Origin of the sequence: Streptomyces sp. NPDC050145 (genome assembly GCF_044460245.1) — a bacterium.
Lineage (GTDB): Bacteria > Actinomycetota > Actinomycetes > Streptomycetales > Streptomycetaceae > Streptomyces.
The window spans coordinates 112849-125031 of the sequence record NZ_JBITJS010000004.1 but is presented as its reverse complement, the minus strand read 5'-3'; the positions used below and the strand labels follow the sequence as shown (position 1 = coordinate 125031).

Sequence of the window (12183 nt, the reverse complement as noted above, 5' to 3'; positions counted from 1 at the left end):
CCGCCCTGAGCCCCGGCTAGTACCGCACCGCGGGACTGAGCAGGGCCCGTATCGGGTGCCACAGCTCCCCCGCCGCCGAGTGCGGGGCCGCTCGCCACAGGAGCCCGTCCGGGTGGTGGAGGACGGCGGTGATCTCGTCCGGGGTCGGCGGGTGGCTGTTGCCCCGCAGGTAGACCGCGCGCAGGCCCAGATTGCGCAGGCGGGTCAGGGCGCGGGCGCGGTTCGCGGCGTGCACCAGGACCCGTACCGCCCCCTCGGCGGCGTCCGGTGCCGGCAAGGTCAGTGCCACCACCACGCTGCCGCCCGGCAGCTTGCAGAACCCTCCTGCGGACATGACTGTCACACCCCCGTGAGACGTAGTGTCAATAAGAAACCCACAGGACGCACCTAAACACGATCGGCCGCGACCCGCTAGCCCCAGCTAGCTCAGTCGCGGCCGATACGCTTTTGACCTGCGGTTTTTCTCGTTACTTGACCGAGGGGCCGACCTTCACCGTGATCGAGGAGCCGTCGAGCGGCTGCTTGACGACCGCGATGCGGGTGTTGGTGTCAGTTGTCTGAACACTGCCCGTCGGGTTCTCGGCGTACCAGTAGACGCCCTTGTGGTCGTCGAAGACCGGGTTGCCGAGCTGCGCCGGGATCTTCTTCTCGACACCCAGGCGGTGCAGCGTCATGCCGGGGACCGGGTACTTGCCGAAGGCGGCGTCGTACGGCGTGATCTTGTTGGTGATCTTGGTCTTGCCGTCGGCCCAGTACATCGGCTTCGCGTGCGCGTCGATCGGCAGGATCTGACCCTTGCCCGGGTGCTGGCCGACGTTGTTGTTGCGCTGCGAGGTGTCCCACTGCCAGATCATCAGGCCGGGACGGTACTGGTAGTGCTCGACCCAGTCGTTCTTCGCGCCGCCGTCACGCCAACCGAAGTTGTACGGACCGACCTTGAGGGTCTTGTCGTACGAGACGTACTGGCGGTTCTCGGCGATGTAGAACTGCGGGAAGTCGCCGCTGATGGAGGCGCCGACGCGGGAGAAGCCGCGCGCGGTCCAGCCGTTGTCGTCACCCTCGGCGTCGTCCGAGAAGACGGCCGCGCCGTCCGCCTTGACCGTCAGGTTGTCGGCGGTGAAGCCCATGCCGCCCGCGCCGCCGTCCGTCTTGTAGCGGAAGCGGACGCCGATCTTCTTGCCGGCGAACTCGTCGAGCGGGAAGACCAGGTGCTGGAACTTGGCGGAGTCGCCGGTCAGGGCCGGCTTGTCGCCGCCGTCACGGGTGATGGCCTGACCGTCGGCGGTGCCGTCGATGGTCTGCCAGCTCGCGCCGCCGTCCGTGGACACCTGCGTGTACAGGTAGTCGTAGTCCTTCTCGATGTTCCACCAGCCGTCGAGCTCGAGCGCGGCCTTGGACCTGCCGGTCAGATCGACCGTGCGCTCCAGGGTGTTGTCGAGGTCGTCGCCGTAGTCGGACCACCACTGCTTGGCGCCCTGGGCCGGCTTGACGATGTCGGTGGTGACGTTCTTCTTCGGCAGCTCGACGACGAGCGCCTGCTTCAGCTTGGTGTTGTACTCCGACACGCCCAGCTTGTGCGTCGACTTCGTCGCCGCCTTCGCCTTGTCGTAGTTGAGCCAGCCCAGCTGCAGCTTGTCCCAGGCGGTCATGTCGCCCGGCATGTCGCCGATCGAGTCCTTGCCGGTGCCCAGCCAGGAACCGGCCGACATCAGCGACCAGAAGCCGACCGAGTTCTCACCCGCGTACGAGGTGTCGTACAGGTCGGGCAGGCCCAGGTCGTGGCCGTACTCGTGGGCGAAGACGCCGAGGCCGCCGTTCTCCGGCTGCATCGTGTAGTCGCCGACCCAGATGCCGGTGTCGCCGATCGGGGTGCCGCCGGCCTTGAAGCCCTGGGGGCCCGTGTTGCCGTCGTCGCGGCTGTAGGCGTAACCGCGGTGCGCCCACAGGGAGTCGCCGCCCTGCGCGCCGCCGCCGGCCGACCCGTCCTCGCCCGCGTGGACGATCTGGAAGTGGTCGATGTAGCCGTCGGGCTCGTTGAAGTTGCCGTCGTTGTCGTGGTCCGTACGGTCCCACTGGTCGTACTGGGCCATGTCGGCCTTGATGTCGGCGTCGGACTTGCCGGCCGCCTTCTGCGCCGCGACCCACGCGTTGACGCCGTCGCGGACCAGGTCCTCGACGTTCGGGCAGTTGTCGGCGCCGCAGTAGTTGGAGCCGTAACGCGCCTCGTTGTAGTCGACCTTGACCCAGTCGGAGACCTCGCCGTCGACCGAGTAACGGCCCGAGGAGGTCTTCTCGTAGTAGGTCTTGAGGGAGTCGACGCCCTTGCCCGTACCGAAGTACAGGTCCTTGAAGTGCTGGGAGTCGTAGTTCTTCTGCCAGGCCGTGCTGTTGTTCTTGGTGCGGTCCGGCTCGGCGATCTGGTTGTGCAGCGGACCGGGCGTGCCCCCGTACTTGGGCTTCAGCTCGTCGGTCTCGTCGTCCTGGCGGTCCACCAGGGTCGTGTTGTCGACCTTGTCGCCGAACTCGGTCAGGATCGTGAAGATCTTGTCCGTACGCTCGCGGCCCAGCTCGACGTACTTGCCCTTGGAGAGCTCGACGACCTTGGAGCCGTTCTTCTCCTGGACCTTGGACGTGCCCTGGAGCACGTTCTGCAGCGCGGTCTGACGCTGCTGCTCCATCTGCTGGCTGAACGGGCCGTCCATGACGTGGCCCTTGCCCCCGAAGGTCTTCCCGTCGGAGGCCTTGTTCGCGGCGGCCGGGGTGTCGGCCTGGGCGGTCGTCGCCGCTATGGACCCGGTGGCCGCGGTGGCGGCCAGGGTCACGAGCACGGCGGCGGCTCTCAACGCCCGTCTCTTGGTGGTCACTTGAGTGGTCCCCTCCTCCGTGGCGCGAGGCCACGTGTCACAAGTGACGCCATTTGACCGGAGGTAGAGGAGAAATAACAGACCTTGACGATGACGTTTGCGTTTCACTATGCAGGGGACGCACTCCGGAATCCGGACAAGACCGTCGATTCCCAGCCACGGCCCGGCCGCGGCCAACGGGCGCGCCCGACCGTCCACTTGGTGGACGCGGTGAATCCGTGCGCCCCCTGTGCTCCGGCACTGTGGGTTAGGTCATGCTTACCGGCCGTTCCGCTCGGGCACAGTGCGGAATAGGGTGAAGCCGACGGTGTACCCACGGGTACCGACCGGCCCGCGCCCCGCACCCCCGATGTCACGAGGACGGACAACGCCATGCCTCGCCCGACTGTCGCACAGCTGGCCTACGGTTCGGCCACCGTCATCTGCTCCACGATCGCGATGCTGCTGCTGTCACGCACCAGCGCGGGCCCCGGAGTCGGGGTCATCGCCGTGTCGGCACTCATCCTCGGTGTGTTCGTGGCGATGTCGGTGCCGAAGCCCAAGCCGGCGGCACCCGCCCCGGGCCCCGCTCCGGAGCGCCCCCTGGCCGCCACGCTGGCCTCCCCGGCCGCGTCCGGCGCCACCGAGTCCACGCGCGAGCCCGTACGCGAACCGGCGGGCCCGTGAGACACGGACCCGCCGGTTCCTCGTACGCGCACCACCGCGCCGCGCTCAGCCGGTGCTGACCACCACCGTCTTCGCCGCCTTGTCGTGCAGGCCCTGCTTGTAGGGCTTGTCGAAGAAGCTCCAGCCGCCGGAGATGATCAGCCACAGGCAGGCGCAGCAGAAGACGCTGGGCAGCCACAGGACGGCCGCGCGCGCGAGGTTGGTCTGCACGCCGGGCGTCGCCCCGTCGGAGAGGTTGGCCACGCGCAGCTTCATCAGCTTCTTGCCGAGGGTCTGCCCGGTGCGCGAGGTGAGGATCGTGTCGTACCCGATGTAGAGCACGGCGGCGAGCAGCGAGGAGCCGAACTGCTTGCCGTACTCGATCTTGTCGGGGTCCGTCTCGTACTCGGCGATCCCGAAGGCCCACGCGAGCAGTGCGGCGACGACCCCGACGAGGATCAGGTCGATGATGCGGGCCAGGACCCGCTTGCCGCTGTCGGCGAGCGGGGGCATCCCGGCGAGCGGGTCGCCGGTGCCGTAGCCGCCGCCGTACGGGTCCCCGCCGTAGGGCGGGGGCGTACCACCGCCGTAGGGAGGTGGGGTACCGCCGCCGTACGGGGGCTGGTCCCCGCCGCCGTACGGGTTCTGCGGTGAGTCGTACGGGTTCTGGCCTCCGCCGCCCTGCGGGGGCGGGGGGTTCTGCGAACTGCCGTACGGCGAACCGCCGCCCGGAGGGTTCGCCGGCGGCGGCTTGCGGAACGGGTCGTCGTCCGGCGGGCCGCCGGATCCGTCGGGGGGCGGTTCGGTGCTCATGGCCCGAGTGGACCGCGAAGCCCGGCGCCCCGCACCCGGCGGGCCGCCGGACGGATGACCCCCGACTCCGGAGCGACTAGCCGGCCACGAAGGTTCCGGCCGCCTTGTCGTGCAGGCACTGGCGCCAGGGGCGGTCGAAGGCGCCCCACAGGACACCGAGGACACCGATGGCGAGCAGGCCCGGGACGCTGTACACGAGCCAGCGGCGCAGGGCCGCGCCGAAGCTCGGGGAGTCGGTGCCCTCGATCTCGCGCACGCTCAGGCCCATCAGCTTCTTGCCGAGGGTCCAGCCCCACTTGGCGGTCGGCAGGGCCTCGTAGAGGACACCGACGACGAGGAGCACGGCGAGGACGATGCCGAGGTAGGTGCCGGTCGTGCCGTCGAGCAGCCAGACGGTGACCTGACGGCCGGAGGCCTTCGCCTCGTCGATCTTGCCGGTGACGTGGTCGAGGGCCTTGGTGCCGAGCGGGACGGCGGCCACGGCCGTGACCGCGCCGACGACGAGCGAGTCGATCAGCCGGGCCACGAACCGCTTGCCGAGACCGGCCGGGCGGGCTGCCGCGGCGGCCTGTGCGACGGCGAGGAACGGGTCCTCGGCGACCGGCTTGAACGGCGTGACGGGCGCGCCCTGCGCCTCCTGACCCGGCGTCGCCAGGTGGTGCACCTGCTGCGCCCAGGACGGCGAACCGCCGCCGGGGCCCTGGGTGACCGGACCCGGAGCGGCCGGCTGCGCGGGCTGTGCCTGCTGTGGGTAGCCGTAGCCGGACTGCGGCTGGTGCGGCTGCTGCTGGGGCTGAGGCTGGGGGTAGCCGTAGCCGGGGCCCTGCGGGGTGACGGGGGGCTGCGGGGCCGGAGCGGGCGCCGGGGCCGCGGGCGGGGCGGCCTGGGCGCCGACGCGGGGGTCGGCCGGGGCGGAGCGCGGGCCCTGAGGGTCCGTCGGCTCGGACGCGGGGGCCTGCTGCGGTACGGCGCGGATGGTCATGGTGCCGTCGGTGCGCGGGGTCCGCTGCTCGGGCCCGGGGCGCACGGCGCGGATCGCGACGGTGCCGTCGGCGGGCGCGGGCGTGGGCGGGGGCGTGGGCGTGGGGGCCTGCGGGGCCGCGGGCGGCTCCTCGGCCGGCTCCTTGGAACCCCAGGACACCCGGCGGTCCTGCTCGCCGCCGAAGCCCGCCTGGCGCGCGGCGTCGGCCTGCCAGGCGGACGCCGGTTCCTGCGCGGCGAATCCGGATGCGGAGACCTGCGGGGAGGCGGTCGTCTCGGGGCCGCGCTCCGTACGGACGGAGGGCTCCTCGTCGAGGAAGACGGGGCCGGTCTCCTCGGCGGGCGCGGGCTCCGGTGCGGCGGGCGCGGGGGCCTGCGCGGAGGCGGCTCCGGCGGGGGCCGGCAGGGGCTCGCCGTCGGACGGGGCGGGGCGGCTGGTGCCGGGGACCCAGGCGGCCCCGTTCCAGTACCGGACATATCCGGGAATGGACGGGTCGGGGTAGTAGCCTTCGCGGGGCCTGTCGTCGCCGGGGGCCGGGGTTGGGGCGCTCATGTCCGTCGTCCCGTATCTGCTCGGGGGTCTTGTTGTGGCCTCCACATCTATCAGACCGCCGCATGTGCCCGTGCCGCTCCGCCCGTACCGACCCCCGTACGGGAGCTCGCGGAGGGCCGGTCCGGGCCCCGGAAAAAACTTCTGAGAAAACTTCGAGAAGTCGCGTAATGCCGAGCCCACCTCGCGCTCTCACCTTGCACGGGCCCACCCGAGGGCCCTTCGCGAGGAAAGGAAGCGCACGCCATGTACACCACGGTGGAACGTGAACTCGAGCTCAGGCTGGTGCTCTCACCGGAGCGCAGCATCCCCGTCCCGGCCCGCCTCACCTACCGTTCGGACGACCCCTTCGCCGTCCACATCTCCTTCCACATCGGTTCGGAGCACCCGGTCAACTGGACGTTCGCGCGCGAGCTGCTCGTCGAGGGCGTCTTCCGGCCGTGCGGGCACGGCGACGTGCGGGTGTGGCCGACGAAGGTCGAGGGGCGCAGCGTCGTGCTGATGGCGCTGAGCTCCCCCGACGGCGACGCGCTCCTGGAGGCGCCCGCCGCGCAGGTGTCGGCCTGGCTGGAGCGGACGCTGCGGGTGGTTCCTCCGGGCTCTGAGGCCGAGCGGCTCGGCATCGAGGACGGCCTCGCCGAGCTGCTCGCGCCCCTTCTGGCCGACGACCTGTACCTGCGCGACCCGTGGCCGTCGGACGAGTCCTCGTCCGACGAGCGGTGAGCGGCGGGCAACGGGGGCACGTCCAGGAACCGATATCCGGACCCGGCGACGCCGGGTCCGGACCACAGGGTGTTCGCGGGAACGCTCAGAACAGCTTGCCGGGGTTGAGGAGACCCAGCGGGTCGAAGGCCGCCTTCACCGCCTGCTGGACCTCGACCCCGACCGGCCCGAGCTCGCGCGCCAGCCACTCCTTCTTCAGTACGCCGACGCCGTGCTCGCCGGTGATGGTGCCGCCGAGCTCCAGACCGAGGGCCATGATCTCGTCGAAGGACTCGCGGGCGCGGCGGCCCTCGTCGGCGTCCTGCGCGTCGAAGCAGACGGTGGGATGGGTGTTGCCGTCGCCCGCGTGCGCGCAGACACCGATGGTCAGCGCGTACTTCTCGGCGATCCGCTCGACGCCGGCGAGCATCTCGGCGAGCCGGGTACGGGGCACGCACACGTCGTCGATCATCGTCGTGCCCTTGACCGCTTCGAGGGCGGTCAGCGACAGGCGGCGGGCCTGGAGCAGCAGTTCGGACTCGGCGGTGTCCTCGGCGGGGACGACCTGGGTGGCGCCCGCGGCCTCGCACAGCGCGCCGACGGCGGCCAGGTCGGCGGCCGGGTCCAGGGTGTCGAAGGCGCACAGGAGCAGCGCCTCGGTGGTCTCGGGCAGCCCCATGTGGGCGAGGTCGTTGACCGCCTTGACCGTCGTACGGTCCATCAGTTCGAGCAGGGACGGGACGTGCCCGTCCGCCATGATCTTGCAGACGGCGTCGCAGGCGGCGTCCGTCGACCCGAACTCGGCGGCGAGGACCAGCTGCCGGGGCGGCTGCGGCTTGAGCGCGAGGGTCGCGCCGACCACGATGCCGAGGCTGCCCTCGGAGCCGACGAACAGCCGCGTCAGGTCGTAGCCGGCGACGCCCTTGGCCGTGCGCCGGCCGGTGGAGAGCAGGCGTCCGTCGGCGAGGACGACGTCGAGGCCGAGCACATACTCGGCCGTCACCCCGTACTTCACACAGCACAGGCCGCCCGAGGCCGTGCCGATGTTGCCGCCGATGGTGCACATCTCCCAGCTGGAGGGGTCCGGCGGGTAGTAGAGGCCGTGCTCGTTGACCGCGCGGGAGAGCGTGGCGTTGACGACGCCCGGTTCGACGACCGCGATCCGGTCGACGACGTCGATCTCCAGGATGCGGTCCATCTTGACCAGGGACAGCACGATGCAGCCGTCGGAGGCGTTGGCCCCGCCCGACAGGCCCGTGCGGGCGCCCTGCGGAACGACCGGGACACGCAGTGCCGTGGCGGTGCGCATGACGTGCTGGACCTCTTCGACCGTGCGCGGCAGGACGACGACGGCCGGGGCGCCCGCGTCGCAGAAGCTCGCCATGTCGTTCGCGTACGCGGTCGTGATGTCGGGGTCGGCGATGACCGACCCGGCCGGCAGTACTTCCTGAAGTCGTTCGACAAGTGTGCTGGTCATGTCCTCAGCGTGGCACTCGGGGCCACGCGTGTGAACCGAATGAGCGATGCCCTCCCGCCAGGCGGAATGTTGCCGTGATGCGCTCTTCGTATTGACCCAATGTGTGCCCTATGGAGACCCTCGAGAACTCCGGGAACGCCGCGGGTGCGGCGCACGACGAGACCGGCGGGACCGACGGGAGCGGCGGGCCCGGCGCCTGGAACCTTCCGTCGCGCGGCCGTTCGCGCACGGTGCGGCGGGCGCTGATCGGCGCCGGCGCCGCCGTCGCCGGGTGCGCGGTGCTCGGCGGGGTGCTCGTGCTGCTGCCCGGTGCGGAGCCGCCCCGGGCGGGCGCGCTGCCCGGTCCGGCCGGGCGGGCGGTGATCGCGGCCGCGGTCGGGGCGCCCGCCGCGCTGCCCGACCTCACGGCGCTGATCCGCGAACGCGAGGCCGGGGTCCGGGAGCACCCGCGCGACGACGCGGCGCTCGCCGAACTCGGGGCCGCGTACGTGGAGCGCGGCACGCGCACCGCGCGGGCGGCCGACTTCCCGCGCGCCGAACGGGCGTTGCGGGACTCGCTGCGGGCGCGGCCCCAGGGCAACGCGGCGGCGCTCGACGGGCTCGCCGCGCTGGCCGTCGCGCGCGGCGACTGGCCCGGGGCCCGCACCTTCGGCGAGCGGGCGCGGAAGCTGGCGCCGGGCCGCTGGTCCTCGTACGCGTATCTGGTCGACGCCTATCAGGGGCTCGGGAACGGCAAGGCGGCCGGGAAGAACCTGGAGAAGCTGACCGAGCTGGCGTCCGGGACGGCGGTGACGCTGCGCACCGTCGCCGTGTACCGGGACCGGGGCTGGCGGGAGGACGCGGAGGCGGTGCTGTCCGACGCCCAGGCCCGTGCCGGGACGCCCGCCGAGCAGGCCGCGCTGCTGGCGCAAGGGGGTGACCTGGCCTGGGAGCGGGGTGACGCGGAGGGGGCGCTGCGGCACTTCGACGCGGCGCTCGGCGCCGATCCGGGCAGTGCCGCCGCGCTGGCCGGGCGAGGCCGTGCGCTCGCCTCGCTGGGGCGGTCCTCGGAGGCGCTGCGGGCGTACCGGCGGGCGATCGAGCTGCGGCCCGCGCCCGCGTACGTGCTGGAGCTGGGCGAGTTGTACGAGTCGCTGGGCATGACGGACGCGGCCCGCACGGAGTACGACGCGCTGCGGCAGCGCGGGGCGGGCGCGGGGGACGTGGTGGTGCTCGGGCGGCTCGAGGCCGATCACGGGGACGCGGGGGCGGCCGTGTCTCGGCTCCGGGCGGAGTGGAGGCGGGCGCCGAGTGTGGGGGTCGCGGACGCGCTCGGGTGGGCGTTGCACCGGGCCGGGGACGATCGTGAGGCGCTGGGGTATCTGCGGCGGGCCACGGATCGACAGAAGGCCGGTACGGTGCGGGTCGCCTTGTTCATGTATCACCGGGGGGCGGTGGAACGGGAGTTGGAGCTCGCCGGGCCCGCCCGGCGGCATCTCGACGAGGCCCTCCGGATCAACCCGGCGTTCTCCCCCCTGGACGCGGATCGCTGCCGCGCGGAGCTGGAGTCCCTCGGGGAGCCGGACGAGGGTGGGCCGGAACAGATGTGGGCCCCGACGCGCCGTTAGCCTCCGGCGAGCGAGGGGGGTGCGGCTCCGGTGGGGGCTGGTCGCGCAGTTCCCCGCGCCCCTGAGATGCGCACTTCGTGCGGCATCTCATCGGGCGGTGCCCCGTCGGGGAAATGCGGCGCGAAGCGCCATGCATTTCAGGGGCGCGGGGAACTGCGCGAGCAACCACGACGGCGCAGCAGTCGGAGGACGGCCGCGCGAGGCACCCACCTGGGGCCTCGGTCAGACCGCGGCCGTGCCGATCAACCCGTTCCGCGTCACCAGCGACACCAGCTCCGCCTCCGACAGGCCCTCCGAGCCCGCGGGGCGGCGTGGGAGGACCATGTAGCGGGTCTCCGCGCTGGAGTCCCAGACGCGGACCGAGACGGCCTCTTCCAGCTCGACCCCGAACTCGGCGAGCACCGCCAGCGGCTCCCGCACCACGCGCGAGCGGTACGCCTCGCTCTTGTACCAGCCGGGCGAGGGCCCGAGCAGCCGCAGCGGGTAGCAGGAGCAGAGCGTGCAGACGATCACGTTGTGGACGGAGTCCGTGTTCTCGGCGACCCGGAGCCGCTGCTTCTGGACGCCGCCCGAGCTGAAGCCGAGTTCGCCGACCGCGGCGGTCCCGTCCTCCAGGAGCCGCGCCTTGAAGTCGGGGTCGGTCCAGGCGCGGGCCACGACCTTCGCCCCGTTCAGCGGCGAGGCCCCGGACAGGAAGCCGTCGATGACCTCGTCGACGGTGTCGCCGCCGACGATGCCCCGCTCCTCCAACAGCGTCTCCAGACGCCGTACCTGACGGGAGATCACCGCGTCGTCGTGGTCACCGGACATCGGCTGCCTCCAGGTAGCTCTGCGACAGGTCGAGGACGACTTCGTGGTCACCCTCGCCCCACAGCTCGCGCGCGCTGAACCGCACGGCGTAGATCATCTCGACGGGGGCGTCGTCGCGCCCCTGGGACCGGAGGTCGGCGAGCGGCGCGGGGCCCTCGGGCTCGACGACGACGCCGAGCTTGCCGCGGGCGTAGCGCGGCAGCCGGGTGTGATGCACCGGGTCATGGCCGTACGTACGGACCGTGTCGCCCGGTGAGAAGAGCGCGGCGGCCTCAGGCATGGTCGAGGGCTCCCGCCTCGATGACGCCCTTGCGCTCGAGGAGCGTGCGGATCGCGTGGAACCAGCGCTCGTAGTACGAGGCCGCGAGGTACTCCTGGGGCGGCATCGTCTCGATCGCGTCCCGGAACTCGTCGAGGTTGAACACCTTCTTCACGAGCAGCGCGCGCTGGAGCGCGAAGACGCGCGCCTCCCAGTCCGCGTGGAAGGGTTCGGCGTCGTCGCTGGTGTCGATGACGCCGAACCCTGTCATGCCGCCTACGTCGTTGATCCTGGCCATGCGGCCAGACTACGAGCGAGGATCACAGATTGCCGCGCTTTTCCTGCTCCCGCTCGATCGCCTCGAACAGGGCCTTGAAGTTGCCCTTGCCGAAGCCCATGGAGCCGTGGCGCTCGATCATCTCGAAGAAGACGGTCGGACGGTCCTGGACCGGCTTGGTGAAGATCTGCAGCAGGTAGCCGTCCTCGTCGCGGTCGACGAGGATCTTCTCCTGGCGCAGGGTCTCGACGGGGACGCGGGTCTCGCCGGCCCACTCGCCGAGGGTGTCGTAGTAGGAGTCCGGGGTGTCGAGGAACTGGACGCCGGCCGCGCGCATGGCCCGTACGGAGGCGACGATGTCGTTCGTGGCGAGGGCGATGTGCTGGACGCCGGCGCCGCCGTAGAACTCCAGGTACTCGTCGATCTGGGACTTCTTCTTGGCGACGGCCGGCTCGTTGATCGGGAACTTGACCTTGAGCGTGCCGTCGGCGACGACCTTGGACATCAGCGCGCTGTACTCGGTCGCGATGTCGTCGCCCACGAACTCCTTCATGTTCGTGAAGCCCATGACCTTGTTGTAGAACGCCACCCACTCGTTCATGCGGCCGAGTTCGACGTTGCCGACGCAGTGGTCGATGGCCTGGAAGGTGCGCTTGGCCGGGGGCTCGACGATGGGGGCGGCGGCCTCGAAGCCGGGCAGGTACGGGCCGTCGTAGCCGCTGCGCTCGACGAGGGTGTGGCGGGTCTTGCCGTACGTGGCGATGGCCGCGCGCACGACGGTGCCGTGCTCGTCCTTCGTCTCGTAGGGCTCCGTCAGGCCGCGGGCGCCGTGCTCGGTGGCGTACGCGTAGGCGGCGCGCACGTCGGGCACCTCGATGGCGAGGTCGACGACGCCGTCGCCGTGCTCCGCCACGTGCTCCGCGAGGAAGTGGCCCCAGTCGGTGGAGGCCTTGATGACGGAGGTGAACACGAAGCGGGCGGAGCCGTTCGTCAGGACGTAGGAGGCGGTCTCGCGGCTGCCGTTCTCCGGTCCGGAGTAGGCGACCAGCTTCATGCCGAAGGCCGTCGAGTAGTAGTGCGCGGCCTGCTTGGCGTTGCCCACGGCGAAGACGACCGCGTCCATCCCCTTGACCGGGAAGGGGTCGGCCTGCCGGGCGGTGTCGGGGGTGTGGTCTGTGGTCTGCGTCATACGGCGAGG

The 12183-nt window shown here is 71.6% G+C and carries 12 protein-coding genes; 3 read left to right on the top strand and 9 right to left on the bottom strand.

Annotation, left to right across the window (positions count from 1 at the left end):
- Nucleotides 1-16 precede the first annotated feature (16 nt).
- Nucleotides 17-334 (bottom strand): hypothetical protein, encoded by a 318-nt coding sequence (locus ACIBTU_RS09850; RefSeq protein ID WP_399125477.1) that lies wholly within the window; start codon nucleotides 332-334, stop codon nucleotides 17-19.
- Between the two features lie 133 nt (nucleotides 335-467).
- Nucleotides 468-2816 (bottom strand): immune inhibitor A domain-containing protein, encoded by a 2349-nt coding sequence (locus tag ACIBTU_RS09845; protein WP_399125787.1) that lies wholly within the window; start codon nucleotides 2814-2816, stop codon nucleotides 468-470.
- Between the two features lie 420 nt (nucleotides 2817-3236).
- On the opposite strand from ACIBTU_RS09845, the gene ACIBTU_RS09840 reads away from it, so the two are divergent.
- Complete coding sequence (locus tag ACIBTU_RS09840) at nucleotides 3237-3530, top strand: hypothetical protein (protein ID WP_399125475.1); 294 nt, start codon at nucleotides 3237-3239, stop codon at nucleotides 3528-3530.
- A 45-nt stretch (nucleotides 3531-3575) separates the two neighbouring features.
- Here ACIBTU_RS09840 and ACIBTU_RS09835 read toward each other — a convergent pair whose 3' ends face one another.
- On the bottom strand, nucleotides 3576-4322 hold the full coding sequence (locus ACIBTU_RS09835) for an RDD family protein (RefSeq protein ID WP_399125474.1): 747 nt from the start codon (nucleotides 4320-4322) through the stop codon (nucleotides 3576-3578).
- A gap of 76 nt (nucleotides 4323-4398) precedes the next feature.
- Nucleotides 4399-5856 (bottom strand): RDD family protein, encoded by a 1458-nt coding sequence (locus ACIBTU_RS09830; protein ID WP_399125473.1) that lies wholly within the window; start codon nucleotides 5854-5856, stop codon nucleotides 4399-4401.
- 243 nt (nucleotides 5857-6099) lie between these two features.
- Here ACIBTU_RS09830 and ACIBTU_RS09825 point away from each other — a divergent pair, with 243 nt between their 5' ends.
- A complete protein-coding gene (locus ACIBTU_RS09825) occupies nucleotides 6100-6576 on the top strand; it encodes an SsgA family sporulation/cell division regulator (protein WP_399125472.1) in 477 nt (158 codons plus the stop codon).
- Between the two features lie 85 nt (nucleotides 6577-6661).
- Here ACIBTU_RS09825 and ACIBTU_RS09820 read toward each other — a convergent pair whose 3' ends face one another.
- Nucleotides 6662-8032, bottom strand: a complete 1371-nt coding sequence (locus tag ACIBTU_RS09820; protein ID WP_399125470.1) for an FAD-binding oxidoreductase — start codon at nucleotides 8030-8032, stop codon at nucleotides 6662-6664.
- Nucleotides 8033-8142: 110 nt separating this feature from the next.
- Here ACIBTU_RS09820 and ACIBTU_RS09815 point away from each other — a divergent pair, with 110 nt between their 5' ends.
- Nucleotides 8143-9639 carry a tetratricopeptide repeat protein gene (locus tag ACIBTU_RS09815; RefSeq protein ID WP_399125468.1) on the top strand — a complete coding sequence of 499 codons (1497 nt, stop codon included), beginning with the start codon at nucleotides 8143-8145 and terminating at the stop codon, nucleotides 9637-9639.
- Nucleotides 9640-9861: 222 nt separating this feature from the next.
- Here ACIBTU_RS09815 and nthA read toward each other — a convergent pair whose 3' ends face one another.
- The 4 genes from nthA to hppD are packed head-to-tail and all read right to left on the bottom strand — an operon-like array spanning nucleotide 9862 to nucleotide 12174.
- Nucleotides 9862-10449 (bottom strand): nitrile hydratase subunit alpha, encoded by a 588-nt coding sequence (gene nthA, locus ACIBTU_RS09810; RefSeq protein WP_399125467.1) that lies wholly within the window; start codon nucleotides 10447-10449, stop codon nucleotides 9862-9864.
- Complete coding sequence (locus ACIBTU_RS09805) at nucleotides 10439-10729, bottom strand: SH3-like domain-containing protein (protein ID WP_399125466.1); 291 nt, start codon at nucleotides 10727-10729, stop codon at nucleotides 10439-10441. The genes nthA and ACIBTU_RS09805 overlap by 11 nt, the downstream gene beginning before the upstream one ends.
- Nucleotides 10722-11006 carry a hypothetical protein gene (locus ACIBTU_RS09800; protein ID WP_399125465.1) on the bottom strand — a complete coding sequence of 95 codons (285 nt, stop codon included), beginning with the start codon at nucleotides 11004-11006 and terminating at the stop codon, nucleotides 10722-10724. The genes ACIBTU_RS09805 and ACIBTU_RS09800 overlap by 8 nt, the downstream gene beginning before the upstream one ends.
- A 22-nt stretch (nucleotides 11007-11028) precedes the next feature.
- The gene (hppD, locus tag ACIBTU_RS09795; protein ID WP_399125464.1) at nucleotides 11029-12174 is read right to left on the bottom strand and encodes a 4-hydroxyphenylpyruvate dioxygenase; all 1146 of its coding nucleotides are present in this window, start codon (nucleotides 12172-12174) and stop codon (nucleotides 11029-11031) included.
- Between the last annotated feature and the right edge of the window lie 9 nt (nucleotides 12175-12183).